The following is a 17000-nucleotide window of genomic DNA, read 5'->3' as shown; positions in this document are numbered from 1 at the left end:
AGGCTTTCCTCTTTAAGGGCTTATCCGGCGAGGCCCAGCCTTAATTTATAAGTCATTTTTTTCCTGCCCAGATGGTGAAAACCTTCATGCAAAAGCGCCTGGCCCGCAGAATAAGGGTAATAGGTAATGGGTTCAATACAGAGCATGCCTGCATCCGGGCTCCATAGCATAAATTGTGAAAACCCTTCAGTTTCAAGCTTCAAGGGGTATTTTCCAGTCAATATCAATTCCTTGCAGTCTGCCACCTGCAGGGCCCGGTCTCCCGCTGCCATGATCTCCGTTAACCCGAGATTGAGGTCCTTGCCCTTTACCCGGTTTTCTCCCCCGTAAATTTTAAAGGCCGGATGATACCCCAGCATATAGGGCATATCCTGATCTCCATCAATGGTAAAGCTGATAGCCAGGCCGTTGGCTTCCAGCTCCACGGTTTTCGTAAATCGAAAAGAAAAGGGCCATATCAATTGAGGAATCCGGGAACGCTCCGGATATTTTGAATTTTTTACCAGGGTTCCGGCCGTGTATTCCTTGCAATAAACTCCTTTCTGGGCCGAAAGACTGACAGCCTCGTAATGCAACTCCCGCAGCAGCCCGTGCTGATCCTGAACTGCATTTCCTTTTGGTACCTGTACGCGGTAATTTGTCTCTGCGGTAGGGCCAATGATGGGAAACATTTCCGTGTCTGAGTGATTCCAGCCTGGCTCCTCCGCAGGGTGCATGAACTGGTGTCCCTGGTATTCCAGGCTGATCAATTCTCCCCGGCGGACTGCTGCTTTCCATTGGCCCGCAAGGAGCTCCTGTATTTCTTCGGGCTTTACATCCATCAGCACTATTTTGTTGGCTGGTTAATAAGTCGGTAAATCATCAGCGCTGTGCGCTGGGTTAAGGCTTCAATGGTGTTCAGGTTTACCGTTTCTTCAGGGGTATGCGCTCCTGAACCCATGGTCCCAAGACCGTCCAGGCAGGCTACGTATTCAGCCACAAAAGACACGTCTGCAGCTCCTCTGCGCCCGGGATCATATGCCTCTACAGGGCCCTGTCCCAGATCCTGACTAACCTTGCTGAGCAGCTCCAGCAACTCAAGGTTAGATTCTTTCGGGCCCATGGCCGGGTAGGCATCCGTAAAGGAAATACTGGCGGAGGTTTGCGGCAGGTTGCGGGAAACGATCTCCCGCATTTTTTCCCTTGCGTTTTCTTTTTGCTCTTCCGAAATGAACCTCAGGCCGCCCCTGACACTGGCCGTTTGTGCCACCACATTGCTTTTGCCAAAAACCGAGGCCTTCCCGCTTTTGGGATCGTAATCCGTAAATGTCCCGCCCATCAGGATTCCGGGGTTGAATGTCAGGAATTCCTCCCCCCGTACTTCTTCGTAGAAAGCATTGAGGATGCGGGAAATTTCAAATATAGCCCCGGCGCCTGTGCGCTCACTGAAAACTCCTGAAGAATGCGCTCGCCTGCCTTCGGCCTCTACTACCCATCCGGAAGCCCCGCGACGGGCAACTGTGGCCATGTCAAAGCCGGTGGATGTTTCAAAACCCAAAGCAATATCACTGCGCCGGGCAGCCTTAATGAGCTCCTCCCGGCTTACCGATAGCGGTTTTCCGGTACTTTCTTCATCCCCGGTAAAGGCGACAATTATTTGCGCGTCATCCAGCAGGCCATTCTGCTGAAGCGCTTTCAGGGCGTATAATACAATTACGTCTCCACCCTTCATATCATTTCCCCCGGGGGCATGTGCAGTGCTGTCGTTAATCTTTTCAAATTTCTGGAAAGGGCTATCCTCCTCGAAAACCGTATCGAGGTGCCCGATAAGCAATAATTTTTTTCCTTTACTCCCGTTGATTTCAGCAAAGAGATGTCCGGCCCGGTTCATTTCCTCCGGCATTTCAATCCACCGGCTTTCAAAACCTATAGCTTCAAAGGCATCCCCGAAAACACTACCAACCTCACGCACCCCTTCCAGGTTGAGGGTTCCACTGTTGATATTTACCACCTTCTCTAAAAAGCGGATGGCTTCGGGCGCATTTTCGCTTACCGAGGCGACGATCTTTTTTTCGGTACGGCTTAATTTTTGTCCCTGCAAAGTAATGGTGAGGAGCAGGCAAAAAAGTCCTGTTATCAATCTCATTTGTTTGTTGTTTTTATTTTTTCCGCTTGCTGATCAGCCTCCAAAAAGCCCTGTTGTTCCATCCAGCGGTCGTTGTAGATTTTACCCACATAGCGGCTTCCGTGATCGTGGAAAAGCACTACCACCACATCATCCGGTTTAAATTTATCTTGTAGCTGCAGCACCCCTTTGATGGCTGCGCCGGCGGAATTCCCCAGGAACATGCCTTCTTCCCTTGCCAGGCGGCGGGTATAAACGGCTGCGTCCTTATCTGTGACCTTGGTAAAACCATCAATAATGTCAAAATCCACATTTTCGGGCAGGATGTCTTCCCCTATGCCTTCCGTAATGTATGGATAGATCTCCTGCTTGTCAAAAATCCCGGTTTCGTGGTACTTTTTGAAAACGGAGCCGTAGGTATCTACCCCCCAGACCTTCACATTTGGGTTTTGAGACTTCAGGTACCTGCCCACCCCTGAGATAGTCCCCCCTGTGCCTACCCCGACTACGAAATGGGTTACTTTGCCATCGGTTTGTTTCCAGATCTCCGGACCAGTGCTCTCAAAATGTGCCTGTGCGTTTGAAGGATTATCGTATTGGTTTACATACCAGGCATTGGGGAGCTCCTCTGCCAGCCTCCTGGCAGTGGAATAATAGGAACGCGGATCCTCAGGGGCCACGTCCGTTGGGCAAACATGTACTTCACTGCCAACCGCTTTCAGGATATCGATCTTCTCCCTCGATTGTTTGTCATTGATGACACAAATCATCCTATATCCTTTTACAATCGCGGCAAGGGCCAGCCCCATTCCTGTATTGCCGGAGGTTCCTTCAATAATGGTACCCCCCGGTTTTAAAAGTCCGGAGGCTTCGGCATCCTCTATCATCTTCAGGGCCATGCGGTCTTTTGTGGAGTTCCCCGGGTTAAAGGTCTCGTATTTGGCAAGCACCAGGCAGGGTAAGCCGGCTGTTAATCGGTTTATTTTTACCAGCGGAGTATTCCCGATGGTCTCCAATATATTATTTGCGTATTCCATGTGCCGCAAAGATAACAAGCTCTATCGAAATGTAAAGGAGAAGTCTTGGCCGGAATCCAGGTATTTTCAATCGAATTTGATAGCCTTAACCGGGGAAATCCGGGTAATGATATGGGAGGGGATCAGCAGCATTAACAGGCAAAGGATAAGTACGCCGGTGTTCAGCAGTAAAACCGTCTGCAAGTTGAGGTAAACCGGGATATAATCTATGTAATATTCCTCCGGATTCGGGAATTTAAAAATTCGATACCTGTCCTGTATCCAGACCAGGGTTAAGCCGATAGCGTTTCCCCAGAACAGGCCAATCCCGATCAGGTAGGCGGCGTTGTACAGGAAGATTTTGCGAATGCTCCAGTTGTTGGCCCCGAGCGCCTTGAGAATTCCTATCATAGGCGTTCGTTCCAGGATTAGGACCAGTAAGGCGGTAATCATATTTATCCCACCCACCAGTATCATGATTCCGATAATCAGGGCAATATTAAAATCGAAAAGGCCGATCCATTCAAAAATCTGGTAATATTTATTGTTGATGGTCTGGGTATCCAGATCTGAAAGGGTTTTACCATAAATATCAGCACTCTTCTCGGTTATCTGGTCGAAATCGTCCAGAAACAACTCAAAATTCCCGACCTCATCGGCCTGCCAGTTATTCATTCGCTGTATATGGCGAATATCAGTGAAAATATAGGTGCCGTCAAATTCCTCAAAACCGCTGTCGTAAATACCAAGCACTTCAAAACGGCGCTGATTGGGTACCCGGGACGGGTCTTCCTCCTTTAGGAAGAAGGCGTTAAAGTTACTGCCCACTTCCAGGCCCAGCCGGGCAGCAAGCATTTTTGAAACCAGGACCTGAGTTCCCAATTCGCCTGAATAATCTGGAATGGACCCGCCTACGAGGAAATCCTTAAAAAGGGACCAGTTGTAATCCGGCCCCACCCCTTTGGCGATAATACCTTCAAAAGTATCTGCTGTACGGATGATTCCCGCCTTTGTGGCAACTGCCTGTATATGATTTACGCCATCTGTAAGATTGAAATCCGGATAAAATTCCTGCTGTGTTGAAACAGGCAGTACGGAAACTTCTGAAACATTGTTGTCGTAATTGTAGATCTGAATGTGGCCATTGAAGGCTGCTACCTTTTCCCGAATTTTATATTTGAGGCCTACCCCTGTGGCCAGGGCTATCAGCATCATCAGTAAACCCAGGGCAATCGCGGCAATCGCGATTTTAATGATAGGCGCCGAAATACTAATTTTATGCTCCTTACCTTTGATAAGGCGCTTTGCGATGTATAATTCTAAATTCAAGCCATGCCGCATTTAACCGTATTCAAAAGTACGCTATTCCTCGCTTTTTTAGGCTTGCTGGCCTGCCGAAATTCTGCCGGCGACCCGAGCGGGTCCCGGGCTGAAACCGAATCTCAGATGGTTTCTGAACAAAACGCCCGACCGATCGTGGGGGCTAATCGTACCCGGGAATACTTTCCCCTGTTGAAGAATAAACGCATTGGACTGGTTGCCAATCAGACCTCTGTAATCTTTAAGGAGGAAAGTATGGCTGACGCTGGCTTGGGTTGGGTGCACCTGGCAGACAGCCTGTTGAATGCAGGAATGGACCTGAAAAAGGTTTTTGCGCCGGAACACGGCTTTCGCGGAGCGGCAGATGCCGGGGAGACCTTCGAGGACGGAAAGGATGCCCAAACAGGGCTTCCAATTATTTCCCTTTATGGGAAAAACCGGAAACCCGCTCCGGAGAACTTAAAAGACCTGGATATTGTGCTTTTTGACATTCAGGACGTAGGGGTGCGTTTTTATACCTATATAGCTACCCTGCAGCTGGTCATGGAGGCTTGTGCAGCAGCAGAAATTCCGCTTGTTGTCCTGGACCGGCCCAACCCCAACGCTCATTTTGTGGATGGCCCCCTGATGGAAGCAGAGCACAGGTCCTTTCTGGGCATGACACAAATTCCGCTGGTATATGGAATGACTATAGGTGAGTACGCTCAGATGATTAATGATGAAGGCTGGCTGGAAGGCGGTTTGAAAGCAGATTTACTGGTGATCCCGATAGAAAACTACAACCGCAATATTCGCTATTCCCTGCCCATTGCCCCGTCTCCAAACCTTCCTAATGACCAGGCCATAAGGCTTTATCCCAGTTTGGGATTATTTGAAGGCACTACTGTGAATGCAGGAAGGGGAACAGCATATCAATTCCAGTGTTTCGGGGCCCCTTACCTGAATCCGGATAAGTTCGGCTTCACCTATACCCCACAACCGAATGCCGGGGCCAAATATCCAAAGCAGCAGGGAAAGTTGTGCTACGGCATGGACCTGAGGGATGTTGACCCGCCAAAAGCGGTAGACCTGAGCTGGTTGGTGAGCGCCTATCAAAACCGGGGGGATTCCGAAGATTTTTTTATCACTTCCGGTTTTACCCGGCATGCAGGGACAGCAGTACTCCAGCAGCAGATTGAGGCAGGGGAATCTATAGAGGAAATCCGCAGCAGCTGGGAACCCGGCATCAGGGCTTTTAAACAAATCCGCAGTAAATATCTGATTTACCCGGGAGGTTTGTAAGCCTTACTGCTTGCCAGTGGTGGGCTTGCGGTATTTATGGAAAGGCTGTTTCAGGAGGCCACCTATACTGCCGTTTTCCTTGCGATCCGGAAAGGTATCTACCCCGTAAATGATAGCGTCCCTGTCCATTTCCATATAGGTGCCCAGCAGCCGGTCCCAGATGGAAAAAATATTCCCGTAGTTGGAATCGGTATAGGGCAGCACATAATGATGGTGCACCTTATGCATGTCCGGGGAAACCAATACCCAGCTGATAGCCTTGTCCAGCCTGCGGGGCAGGCGGATGTTGGCATGGGAAAACTGGGAAAAAACAATAGAGAGGGATTGATAAAGCATCACTATCCCTATTGGGGTTCCGACAATAAAAACGCCCATCAGCGTAAAGGAAAAACGCACCAGGCTCTCCATGGGATGGTGACGGTTGGCCGTGGTGGTATCTACTTCGTGGTCCGTGTGGTGGACCAGGTGAATCATCCATAACGGTTTAACCTTGTGTTCCACCCAATGGGCCAGGTAGGCTCCGAAAAAGTCCAGTAGCAGTAGCCCCAGCAGTATATAGGCCCATAGTGGCAGGCCCGGAATCCAGTTGATAATCCCGAATCCATTATCCCGTACCCAGTCACTGGTATTCAGCAGTAGAAAGGCCAGTGTAAAATTGATTACAATTGTGGTGAGGGTAAAGAAAAAATTAGGCAGGGCGTGCCGCCACTTTCGGTATGAAAAGCGAAATAAGGGAACCGCCCCTTCCAATAACCAGAAAAGTGTTATCCCCGAAACCAGAATAATGCTGCGGTGCAAGGAGGGAATGGATTCAAAGTAATTCAATACGGCTTCCATATATCCAAAATAACAAATTTAAAATATATCCTATACTATTGTTTAACAAGTCATTACAGATAAGCTGGCAGTCGTTTTTTCATTTCTTCAACGATCCTGAAAGCTGCGGGACAAATAGAGGTGTTTTTAACGGTCAGTGCCCCAATTTGATAGATCCGCCTGCGATCCGTATGCGGGTACTCCCGGCAGGCCTTTGGGCGGACTTCATAAATATGACAAAAATTATCGACTCCCAGAAACGGACAGGGAAGGCTTTGAAGCACATGGTCCCCTTCTTCATCTACCCGCAGGTAATCTGAAATGAATTGGCTGGGTTTTAACTTCAAATGAGAAGCTATTCGCCCGATATCGTTTTGTGTAAACAACGGTCCGGTAGTCTTGCAGCAGTTGGCACAGTCCAGGCAATCGGTTCGCTGGAATTCAGCCTGGTGTAATTCCTGCATCAGCGAATCGAGTTTCCTGGGGGGCTTCCTTCGCAATTTTTTGAAGAAGGCCTTGTTCTGTTGCTGTTTCTCTGCCGCCTGCTGCGGCAGCTTATCCAAATTTTCTTTCATTTCATTTAGGATCAAAAACCCCATTCACTACTTCCCGAGCTGAAGTTTTGATATACCTTTGCCCAAAAATACGTTCTGTGGAGGTATTTGGAAAGGCGATTGAAGATTATTACAGGGGCGTCGGGAAAAAGCAACTGATCAGTCACTCTTCCCTGGGGAGCAGGGAAGTCGTTCCCGTTTCGCACTTCTTCAGAACATTTGAACAGATGCCTCTACTGGAACAGCAGGCGCTGCAACTATGCCGGGGCCGTATCCTGGACATTGGCTGCGGGGCCGGAAGCCATTGCCTGGAACTACAGTCTCGCGGTCTGGAGTGTACCGGCCTGGATAGCTCTGAACAAGCTTTACAGGTAGCTGCAAATCGCGGATTGCGTAAAACAATTCATTCGAAAATCCTCGATCTGAAGGTAGGGGAATTCGATACTTTGTTGTTATTAATGAACGGGATTGGCCTTGCAGGAAACCTCTCGGAGCTTTCAGGCTTTTTGAGGCACCTAGGCTCGTTAATTCCGGATCAGGGTCAGATCCTGCTCGATTCCAGCGACGTCATTTACCTCTTTGAGGAAGATTCAGATGGCGGTTTCTGGGTTCCGGGAGATGTTTCTTATTACGGAGAAATACAATACTACTGGGAGTATGAGGGCGTCAGAGGAAATTCGTTTCCCTGGCTTTTTGTGGACTTCCAGACGCTGGCTGCAGAAGCGGAAAAGGCCGGCCTCAGTGCAGAATTAATAACAGAGGGCGAACATTTTGACTATTTGGCCCGATTGCAAAAATTAAAATAACAAAAACCTTATCTTAAACGTTGTTTATAAAAAATTCAGGATGAAAGGGAAGCTATCTATTGCAGCATTGTTCTTTGCAACGCTATTTTTATTTAATTGCTCTAGTGACGGGGATATTCCACAGGAAGAACCCATAGATCGCTCGGCAAACCTCTTAAGTACGGGAGACAGTGCAGCAGACATCCTTACCAATGAGAATTTTGACCGGCTGCTTATAGAAATTGCCCATGTAGACGGATTTCGTCCGACTGCTGAAGCCATAGACCTCTTAACCTCTTTTTTTGCGGACCGTACCTTTAAGCTGGAAGTGGAATACCAGTATCGGGTATTGGAATCTCCGGGAGAGGAAACCCTTACCCTGCAGGAGGTTGCCAGCCTCGAAAACGATAACAGAACACAATATAATGACGGACGAACCCTGGCCATCTATATTTACTTTGCAGATGCCCCATCTGACGCTGACGATGAAGATGCCGGCCTGGTAACCCTCGGGGCCGTTTACCGCAACACCTCCATGATTGTATACGAACGCACCATCCGCAGATTGGCCGGCCGCTCAGCCCTAATCACGAATGCTGATGTGGAAGCAGCTACCCTGACCCATGAATTTGGCCATTTGCTGGGTCTGGTAGACCTGGGCACACCTGAGGTAAATCCGCACGAAGACCCGGAAGCTGAAAATCATTGTTTGACAGACGGATGCCTGATGCGGGCCGAACTGGAGTTCGGAGGCGGGCTGATGGGTTTAATGGAAAAGCGTGCGGCCAAAGGTATGGCCCAGATTCCGGTATTGGATGCTGAATGCATCAACGACCTTCAGGCTATCGGTGGGAGGTAATTCTTTTAGAAATGCTACCCCAAACAGATGTTAACCCTTTAAATTCAGGGGATGTTCAGGTATTTATGCGTTTGGAGGGAAACCCGCCACTGAGGGTTTTTCATAACGAAGTCTACAATCATAGGAGTAACTTTATCCCGAACACTCCACTCGGGCTGCAGGTATAACAGGCATTCGCTGCTAACCTGCTCTGCTTGCCGGGCAGCAAAAATAAGGTCGTGTTTATTATACACTATTACTTTAAGTTCATGCGCCTTGGCGTGAATCTGCCCTACCGGCAATTTGTTTTTTTTAGGGGATAGGCAAATCCAGTCCCACTGGCCGGTAAGCGGGTAAGCCCCGGAGGTTTCAATATGTATCTTCATCCCTGCAGCCTTGAGGCTGTCCGTAAGCGGGCCCATATCCCAGGTAAGGGGTTCTCCCCCTGTTATTACAATAGTATCGGAATATTTCCGTGCTTCCGCCACGATTTCCTGAATATCGGTGGGTGGGTGTGTTTCTGCATTCCAGCTTTCCTTAACATCGCACCAGTGGCAGCCCACATCGCAGCCCCCAACCCTTATAAAATAGGCTGCAGTACCCTTGTGGTAACCCTCTCCCTGAATGGTGTAAAAAGCCTCCATAAGGGGAAGGAACAACCCCTTTTCAACCTTTTCCATAACCCCTGCTGTTTCCATGCGGCAAAGATAGGAAAAGCAGTTCATGCATCGGACGGGTAATGCAGGGAAAACATCTTTTTTAGAATTCAGGGGAATTCCCCTATTTTTACCCAAAATATCAGCCATGAGCAGGACGGAAGCATTTCGCGAACACATCGAGAAGGGGTATACCTTCAAGGGGGATTACATTACCATGGGTGCTGCCATGCTGGATGGGGAGGCTGTTACTGGGGCCCATATAAAAGTACCCCTTAAAACGCTGAACCGACATGGCCTTATTGCAGGGGCGACTGGTACCGGAAAAACCAAAACCCTGCAGGTTCTTGCCGAGAATCTTTCGGACAAGGGTATTCCGGTACTGTTAATGGACCTCAAGGGTGACCTTAGTGGCCTGGCAGAACCCAGCCCGGGGCATCCCAAAATTGACGAACGCCACCAGAAAATAGGCCTGCCTTTTGAACCTAAGCGGTTTCCAGTGGAAATACTCTCCTTATCCGAACAGGATGGGGTTAAGCTACGGGCTACTGTATCGGAATTCGGGCCGGTACTACTCTCAAGAATCCTGGATCTTTCGGAAGTACAGGAAGGTATTGTGGCCGTTGTCTTTAAATATTGCGACGACAATAAATTACCATTGCTGGACCTGAAAGACTTTAAAAAAGTGCTGCAATATGCCACCGGCGAGGGCAAAAAAGAATTCGAGGAAGCCTACGGGCGTATCAGTACCAGTTCAACCGGGACCATTTTGCGCAAGATCATCGAACTCGAACAGCAGGGGGCTGATTTATTCTTCGGGGAGAAGTCCTTTGAAGTCGAAGACCTTACCCGGATTGACCCGGATGGCCGAGGCTACATCAACATAATCCGGCTTACGGACATTCAGGACCGCCCTAAACTGTTTTCCACTTTTATGCTAAGCCTGCTGGCTGAAATCTATGCCACTTTTCCCGAGCAGGGAGACAGTGACCAGCCGGAGCTCATCCTTTTTATTGACGAGGCCCACCTGATCTTCAAAGAAGCATCCAGGGCCCTGCTGGACCAGATCGAAAGTATCGTTAAACTGATTCGCTCCAAAGGGATCGGGTTATATTTCGTCACTCAAAACCCCACAGACGTGCCCAATGAAGTGCTAGCGCAACTGGGGCTTAAAGTGCAGCATGCCCTCAGGGCATTTACGGCCAGAGACCGGAAAGCCATCAAACTCACCGCTGAAAATTATCCGATTTCCGATTATTACGACACCAAGGAAGTCCTTACCAGCCTGGGAATTGGAGAGGCCCTGGTATCTGCCCTGGATGAAAAAGGCCGTCCCACTCCTTTGGCTGCAACACTGCTGAGGGCTCCAATGAGCCGTATGGACATTTTGACCGAGGCAGAATTGAAATCATTAATTAAAAAATCAAGCCTGGCCCCCAAATACGGGGAGGTGGTTGACAGGGAGAGCGCCTATGAGATTTTGAACGAAAAAATTGAAAAGGCGGAAGCGTTGGCAGAAAAGGAAAAGCAAGTTGCAGAAAGGGAAAAAACGAGCTCATCCTCCCGTTCCTCCAGCCGTAGATCTTATCAGCGGCAAAACCCGGTTGTAAAGGTACTTACTTCCGCAACCTTCATAAGGGGTGTACTCGGGGTTCTTAAAAAAGTTATTCGCTAATATTTTTATTTCAATTTCGTAAGCTTAATACTGTATGAAAACTGTAATGTTTTGGTTATTTGTTATTGCCTTAATCCTGGTTCAGTGTAAAACCGATACCGTAAATCCTTTTGAGATTGGTCCGGATCACGTGGGGAGGTTGTACAAAAAAACACCCGTATCCCAGCTGGACAGTATTTTTGCTAATGATTCAATTATAAGGGATACCTCCCGCCTTAAAATGGGCAGCGGAGGAAGTATTGAGGTTTATGAAAAGGGAGGGAAAGCCCTGATGAGCCTTAGTGCCACAACAGACAGCCTGCCGGTTGTTGAGAATATCCGTATTCTGGACCCCCGCTTTAAAACGGAGAAAGGTGTCGGGCTGCAAAGCACTTATGGGGAGATCAGGAAGCATTATGAAATCCGGAAGGTGATAACCTCCATGAACAATATCCTAATCCTTCTTAAAGGGAGCGATCTGTATTTTACCATTTCCAGAAGTGAATTGCCGGAAGATCTGAGATACACAACTGCCTCCATTGAGGAGGTGCAGATTCCCGATGCTGCCAGGATAAAATATATGATGGTAGGCTGGGAATAGCCCTTTGTTTCCTCTATTTAAAAGTTAAAGCTGATCAAAAAATCCGGGGGACGACTTATTTTTTACTTATTTTAAGGGAAACAACCCGATTATGAGATTTCCGATATGCATCTTTTTAATGATGATGCTGAGCACTGCACTTTCCCAATACAATTATGAACCCAGCGCCCAATTTCCATATGGTTTACCCCATCCGGAAAGCCCTGAAGAACTTCTGGATTTTGCCCCGCTAATCGGAGAATGCCAATGTGAATCAATCACCCGCAACCAGGATAATAGCTGGGCCGATCCTGTTGCGATGACCTGGACTTTCAAATACATTATGAATGGAAAGGCAATACAAGATCAAACGCTTAAGGCGGATGGCAATCATTCTGGGAGCATCCGGCAATTTGATCCCGAGGCTGGAAAATGGAAAGTGCATTATTATTCCAGCCGGAACCCGGTAAGTAATCTCGCCTCCTGGGAAGGTGCCAAATTAGAAAATGGCAATATTGTATTGTATCGCGAACAAAAAGCCCCCAACGGGATGGAAGGGTTTTACAGACTTACTTTCAGCAATATAACAGACGAGGGATATGATTGGATTGGGGAATGGGTCAGTACGGACCAATCCATTGTTTTTCCTACCTGGAAAATCAGTTGTAAAAAAACAGCAGATCCCGACAACACGAAGGCAATAACAGACATTCAACAAAGTGCCTCCTCCTTCTCCCAGGCCTATATGGAGGGTGACCTTGACCAGATGATGGAACTGTACACTGAAGATGCCGTCATATTTCCGCCCGGGGCAACGATTATTTCAGGAAAAGAAGCCATTCGGAACCGCTGGAAGCTGCCGGAAGGCATCCGAATTCTGAAACACCAGTCAGACTCCCAGCACCTGACCATTATTGGAAATACCGCTTACGATTACGGATATTACAGCGGGAAAACCCTACTTAAAAACGGTAAGGAAAGTAACTGGAAAGGAAAGTATGTTATTGTTTGGAAACCGGAGCGTGGTAAATGGCGAATGTATCTGGATATCTGGAATCCGGTAAAAGATTGACCTGAAAATCGCTTTTAATAGAAGTCTGTACCTCCCACAGCTGACCATAAAAATTTAGTCCGTTCCTTCCCATAGGATCGCATTCCTGGTGTATTAAATAATTGTATTTTTGGACAAAATGATACGGGAGTTACTATCTCATCTCCAGCATGCAAAAACTTTCGAACCTTCTGCGCCTTATTGTCATTAAAAGCTACGGGGTCTATTTCAATATACTGGCCTTTTTCAGCATTCACTGGGCCGGCAAACAGGCGTTTCATACTTTTTGCAAAGTACGCAAGGGTCGGGTAAAACCTCAGCAGGCACCTTATTTGAAAAGTGCCAAACACAGCGTGGAACGGGTAGCCAACCACGATATACAGACCTATCAATGGCCCGGCCCCGGCCCGAAAGTCTTACTTATTCACGGTTGGGAAAGCAATACCTTCCGCTGGCGGAACCTGATAAGCCACCTGTCTGATGCCGGGTTTCATATCATAGCCTTTGATGCACCTGCCCACGGGTACTCTTCCGGCACCTACCTGCACGTCCCCCTGTACACCGAATGTGTAGCTTACATGACTCACAAATTTGAACCCAAATACGCCGTGGGGCACTCCGTTGGGGGAATGACAGCCCTGTACTACGCCCATAAACACCCTGAGGACACCGTTGAGAAGATTGTCACCATTGGTTCCCCGTCCGAATTTGAAGAGATAGCAGATTCGTATCAGCAATTATTGGGTTTTAACCAGCGGGTAATGCGGGGCTTTGACCAGTTTATCTTTGAGAATTTTGGTTTTCACATTCATGAGTTTTCCACATCCCGTTTTATAGAGGGCAGCCCTAAAAAAGGCCTTCTGTTGCATGATAAAATGGATACGATCGCGCCGTTTCATGCATCACAAAAAGTACATAATGCCTGGCAGGACAGTGTTTTGATCCCTACTGAAGGCCTCGGGCATTCCATGCATCAGAAAAACGTCAATGAGCAAATTGTCCGCTTCCTGACAGACTAGTCAAACTTCGGAAAATTTGAGGCAAAACCGGCTGCCGACAAATTCCTTTTTGTAATTTTGATATTCAAAAATCTGTAATTATGTCTGCCATTACCCCTTTCCATGTAGCTATCCCAGTCCATAATCTCGATGCCTGCAGAAGATTTTACAGGGAGGTACTGGGGTGTGAAGAAGGCAGGAGCAGTGATCACTGGGTAGATTTCAACCTGTTCGGGCATCAGCTGGTGATTCATTACAAACCCAAATCTGAAGAAGAGTTGCACACCAACCCGGTTGATGGAAAAAACGTTCCGGTCCCGCATTACGGAGTGGTCCTCCCCTGGGAGAAATTCAGCAGTTTTGCAGAGGATTTGAAATCCAAAGGGGTAACTTTTATAATTGAGCCTTATATCCGATTTAAAGGGGAAGCCGGGGAGCAGGCAACCATGTTCTTCCTGGATCCGGCAGGAAATGCCCTGGAATTTAAGGCCTTTAAAGATATGGGGCAGTTATTTGCCAAATAAACCAGCGACCCTTCTTATAACGCTGTCTGGCCCACAATACCAGGGCATAAATCAGGGCAAACACCGCCGCCATGATCCCTTTCTCAGTAAGGGTGTCAGTTGATAAATTTCGTTCCAATATCAGGGAAATGATCAGGAAAGTGAGTCCGGCCAGAAAGGCCTGAAGGTATATTTTTTTCATTTTCAAGCGGTTACATTAGTTAAGCAGGTTATCAGAAACCGGCTCCTGAAAATAAAGGCTGGCTACTCCAATATCGACTCTTGTAATCACGTAACCGACCTAGTCTATTTGCAGCCCCTTTCTTCGAACCCAGAAGAAGGCAAAAATCAGGTTCGGAACCCAGCAAAGCCAGGCAACTATCTTATATGCAATCAGGAATTCTCCCAGCAACAGGATCAGCAGTGGCATCCAAATACGAAGGCACACCGCCGCAAAACAAAGCGCGTAGCTGTAAATCATAAACGCCTCATGCGCAGAAATATCCCTTTTCCTAATCGCCGTATATGCCCGGATGGTAAAGAAAAGCCAGAAGGCCCCGAGTAAGAAAAAGCCCAGGCCTGGAACCAGTCCCCCGGTTGCAAAAAAAGAAAGATAGATGGCGCAGGTTCCGCTTAGCAGTGCTGTCGAAACATAAATTTTCCCTATTGCCCTGTGCCAGGATATATATCGGGTACGCCACTTCCGGCTAAACTGCGTCCAGCCGATGAGCAGTGCAAGCCCCCCGAAGGAAATATGTCCGTAAAAAGCTGTATTCCACAGGGTATCACCCAAAAGTTCCTTGCTCTTGGAAGTAAGCAAGCCCATCTCCTCACCTGAAAAATAATAGGCCAGCGGATACAAACCTATTACCACGGCTAAAAAGGCAAAGGCAAACCAGGCAACTCTGTTTCTTCCGGAATTCATGGCATAAAGTTCTCTATTTATATCTCCAGCTGCTTAAATCAGCCCCTGCCGGTGCTGACTTTCTTATTCGCTCCATAATCTTGGGTACGTACATACTGTTGTATCGCAAACGGCTCAGATGGTTGGGAAGCTCGGGGTCTCCGTTCCAGCAGTGTTCTGCCCGATCCCCATAAAGCACCTCCCCTTCGTAGTAGGGGTCCGTGGTATTTTCGAGGAAATCCTCCATTAGGTAAACCGCATTATTGAGGTAGTAATTGTCCATGTCCCCACAATAAATGTGGATTTTTCCCCTCAGGGAAGGCCCCAGTTTCTCCCAGTCCCTTTCAAGGATATAGCGCAAATCGTAGTTTTCCTGCCAGTACTTCGCTACTTCTTTGTTTATGACCCCACTGCGCTTATCCCAAATACGTTGGGGATACCCGTCTTCCCCCTGGGGGGAATAAGTGGCTTCCCAGATATCCCATTGCTGGCCTGACCGGCTTTTATCGCCCAGCACCAGTTCCAGCTGGTTCTCTTCCCGTACCGTAGATGAAATATGCCCCAGATAATCCCGATGTGCGGGCACTTCCAGTTGTTTATGGTCGCTTTCATACCAGTAGGCGTTATCGTCTTCATAAATATTGGTCAGGCAATAGGCCCTGAAATCAATTGGGTCCGGGCAGGCCGCAAAACAACCGTTGTACTCCTCCGGGTATTTTACCTGTACCGCCAGGGCTTCCCAACCCCCTGTGGAGCCTCCGTAGAGGAAACGCGCCCAGCCTTCCCCCAGCCCCCTGAATTCCTCTTCAATAAAAGGTATGAGTTCGTGGGTAATGGCATCCCCATAAGGACCCTGACTCGCAGAATTGACCGCATAGGAATCATCGTAATAGGGTGTTGGGTGCTGGATTTCAACAATCAGGAAGCGGGGAAAATCAGGTTCATTCCACCGCTTGTAAAAATCGTAAGCTTCCTGTTGCTGAATGATATTATAGCCCTCTACCCCAAAGCGGGCTGAATATTCGGGTTCCATGTTAGGATCAGGCGGAGTGGTTCTGAAACCCCCAAAATCTGAAGGGAAATGCCCGTGAAAAATCATTAGCGGGTAACGGGCTTCCGGATGCTCCTCAAAGCCCTTGGGAAGCAGCACATGGGCGCCAAGATACATATCCCGGCCCCAGAATTCGGATAACTTCTCAGATTTGATGCGTATATGCCGAATCCATTCGGTATCCTCCGCAGGGGTGATGGGTGGTATTTTCTGATCCAGGCTGAGCTCGATGGCACTTATTCCTTCAGGGCCCACCTCAACGGAAACCGGGGTGCTGTATAGATTCCCGGGAGACCGGTTCCACTGCTGCCCCTCCCCATTGTCCATGGGCAGTTTAACCTGATGCCCGGTGGAAAGATTAAAAGTCTCATATACATGTAACAAAGCCTGTACCTGGTAGGTTCCGGGTGGAATCATTCCCAACTTTTCATAGGGAAACCCCAGCGCCTGTGGATCAAAAGAAATGGGTTCACCCTCCTGCATCCCCGCTACGTTCATCCCAAAGATCAGTTGGGTATTTAACCCGGAGTTAATCTGAAAGCGGGGTTCCCCTTCGGGGTCATTGGAAAACATCAGCAAAAGCCGGCCATCCAGAGGAGCCTCGGCTACGCCTTGCTTTATGGAGATAACAATATCCGGTTTATCCTTCAGAGTATTCTCTTTACACCCCAGCAGTAATACGGCAATCAAGGGAAACAACCTATAGGCTCGCATGATCTCAATTTTCAATTAAGATACTCTTTTTTGAAGTTCGTGCCAACATCGAAAAAAGACCAAAGAATATTGGTTTCCTCAAAAAATAAAATAATTGTGAATTGTAACAGGCTGGCATATACCAAAATAGCCCTTTTGGGCGTTATAAATAGAGCCACAGATCTTTAATGTAACC

At 48.1% G+C, this 17000-nt stretch carries 18 protein-coding genes; 8 read left to right on the top strand and 10 right to left on the bottom strand.

What is annotated here, in order from left to right:
- Positions 1-20: 20 nt before the first annotated feature.
- From ACT6NU_RS09875 to ACT6NU_RS09860, 4 genes are all read right to left on the bottom strand, one after another.
- A complete protein-coding gene (locus tag ACT6NU_RS09875; protein ID WP_445381506.1) occupies positions 21-821 on the bottom strand; it encodes an aldose epimerase family protein in 801 nt (266 codons plus the stop codon).
- 5 nt (positions 822-826) lie between these two features.
- Positions 827-2125 carry a M20/M25/M40 family metallo-hydrolase gene (locus tag ACT6NU_RS09870; RefSeq protein WP_445381505.1) on the bottom strand — a complete coding sequence of 433 codons (1299 nt, stop codon included), beginning with the start codon at positions 2123-2125 and terminating at the stop codon, positions 827-829.
- A complete protein-coding gene (locus ACT6NU_RS09865) occupies positions 2122-3141 on the bottom strand; it encodes a PLP-dependent cysteine synthase family protein (protein WP_445381504.1) in 1020 nt (339 codons plus the stop codon). Before ACT6NU_RS09865 ends, ACT6NU_RS09870 begins: the two co-directional genes overlap by 4 nt.
- A 66-nt stretch (positions 3142-3207) precedes the next feature.
- Positions 3208-4449, bottom strand: a complete 1242-nt coding sequence (locus ACT6NU_RS09860) for an ABC transporter permease (protein ID WP_445381503.1) — start codon at positions 4447-4449, stop codon at positions 3208-3210.
- Between the two features lie 3 nt (positions 4450-4452).
- On the opposite strand from ACT6NU_RS09860, the gene ACT6NU_RS09855 reads away from it, so the two are divergent.
- Positions 4453-5721 (top strand): exo-beta-N-acetylmuramidase NamZ family protein, encoded by a 1269-nt coding sequence (locus tag ACT6NU_RS09855; protein ID WP_445381502.1) that lies wholly within the window; start codon positions 4453-4455, stop codon positions 5719-5721.
- A gap of 3 nt (positions 5722-5724) precedes the next feature.
- On the opposite strand, the gene ACT6NU_RS09850 is transcribed toward ACT6NU_RS09855, so the two are convergent.
- Both ACT6NU_RS09850 and ACT6NU_RS09845 read right to left on the bottom strand, forming a co-directional pair.
- A complete protein-coding gene (locus ACT6NU_RS09850) occupies positions 5725-6558 on the bottom strand; it encodes a sterol desaturase family protein (RefSeq protein WP_445381501.1) in 834 nt (277 codons plus the stop codon).
- A gap of 53 nt (positions 6559-6611) precedes the next feature.
- Complete coding sequence (locus ACT6NU_RS09845; RefSeq protein ID WP_445381500.1) at positions 6612-7112, bottom strand: YkgJ family cysteine cluster protein; 501 nt, start codon at positions 7110-7112, stop codon at positions 6612-6614.
- Between the two features lie 77 nt (positions 7113-7189).
- Between ACT6NU_RS09845 and ACT6NU_RS09840 the strand changes: the two genes are divergently transcribed.
- Entirely contained in the window at positions 7190-7897 is a 708-nt protein-coding gene (locus tag ACT6NU_RS09840) for a class I SAM-dependent methyltransferase (RefSeq protein ID WP_445381499.1), read from the top strand.
- Positions 7898-7937: 40 nt separating this feature from the next.
- The gene (locus tag ACT6NU_RS09835; RefSeq protein ID WP_445381498.1) at positions 7938-8735 is read left to right on the top strand and encodes a hypothetical protein; all 798 of its coding nucleotides are present in this window, start codon (positions 7938-7940) and stop codon (positions 8733-8735) included.
- Between the two features lie 44 nt (positions 8736-8779).
- On the opposite strand, the gene ACT6NU_RS09830 is transcribed toward ACT6NU_RS09835, so the two are convergent.
- Positions 8780-9412, bottom strand: coding sequence for a 7-carboxy-7-deazaguanine synthase QueE (locus ACT6NU_RS09830; RefSeq protein WP_445381497.1), 633 nt, complete (start codon positions 9410-9412; stop codon positions 8780-8782).
- A 106-nt stretch (positions 9413-9518) separates the two neighbouring features.
- On the opposite strand from ACT6NU_RS09830, the gene ACT6NU_RS09825 reads away from it, so the two are divergent.
- The 5 genes from ACT6NU_RS09825 to ACT6NU_RS09805 all read left to right on the top strand — a co-directional run bounded on the left by ACT6NU_RS09825 (position 9519) and on the right by ACT6NU_RS09805 (position 14177).
- Positions 9519-11045: a helicase HerA-like domain-containing protein gene (locus tag ACT6NU_RS09825; protein ID WP_445383851.1), complete on the top strand. Its 1527-nt coding sequence runs from the start codon at positions 9519-9521 to the stop codon at positions 11043-11045.
- A 34-nt stretch (positions 11046-11079) separates the two neighbouring features.
- The gene (locus ACT6NU_RS09820; protein WP_445381496.1) at positions 11080-11625 is read left to right on the top strand and encodes a hypothetical protein; all 546 of its coding nucleotides are present in this window, start codon (positions 11080-11082) and stop codon (positions 11623-11625) included.
- Between the two features lie 91 nt (positions 11626-11716).
- Positions 11717-12676 carry a YybH family protein gene (locus ACT6NU_RS09815; protein ID WP_445381495.1) on the top strand — a complete coding sequence of 320 codons (960 nt, stop codon included), beginning with the start codon at positions 11717-11719 and terminating at the stop codon, positions 12674-12676.
- 149 nt (positions 12677-12825) lie between these two features.
- Positions 12826-13674, top strand: coding sequence for an alpha/beta fold hydrolase (locus ACT6NU_RS09810; protein ID WP_445381494.1), 849 nt, complete (start codon positions 12826-12828; stop codon positions 13672-13674).
- A gap of 80 nt (positions 13675-13754) precedes the next feature.
- Positions 13755-14177 carry a VOC family protein gene (locus ACT6NU_RS09805; protein WP_445381493.1) on the top strand — a complete coding sequence of 141 codons (423 nt, stop codon included), beginning with the start codon at positions 13755-13757 and terminating at the stop codon, positions 14175-14177.
- Here the strand turns inward: ACT6NU_RS09805 and ACT6NU_RS09800 are convergent.
- From ACT6NU_RS09800 to ACT6NU_RS09790, 3 genes are all read right to left on the bottom strand, one after another.
- The gene (locus tag ACT6NU_RS09800; RefSeq protein WP_445381492.1) at positions 14146-14358 is read right to left on the bottom strand and encodes a hypothetical protein; all 213 of its coding nucleotides are present in this window, start codon (positions 14356-14358) and stop codon (positions 14146-14148) included. The two genes, ACT6NU_RS09805 and ACT6NU_RS09800, sit on opposite strands and share 32 nt — an antisense overlap.
- Before the next feature lie 99 nt (positions 14359-14457).
- Positions 14458-15081, bottom strand: a complete 624-nt coding sequence (locus ACT6NU_RS09795) for a DUF2306 domain-containing protein (RefSeq protein ID WP_445381491.1) — start codon at positions 15079-15081, stop codon at positions 14458-14460.
- 13 nt (positions 15082-15094) lie between these two features.
- Positions 15095-16825 (bottom strand): alpha/beta hydrolase-fold protein, encoded by a 1731-nt coding sequence (locus tag ACT6NU_RS09790; RefSeq protein WP_445381490.1) that lies wholly within the window; start codon positions 16823-16825, stop codon positions 15095-15097.
- Positions 16826-17000 lie beyond the last annotated feature (175 nt).

Source organism: Robiginitalea rubriflava (genome assembly GCF_052540725.1).
Note: the sequence above shows the minus strand (reverse complement) of the source record. Positions and strands in the feature narration are given on the sequence as shown.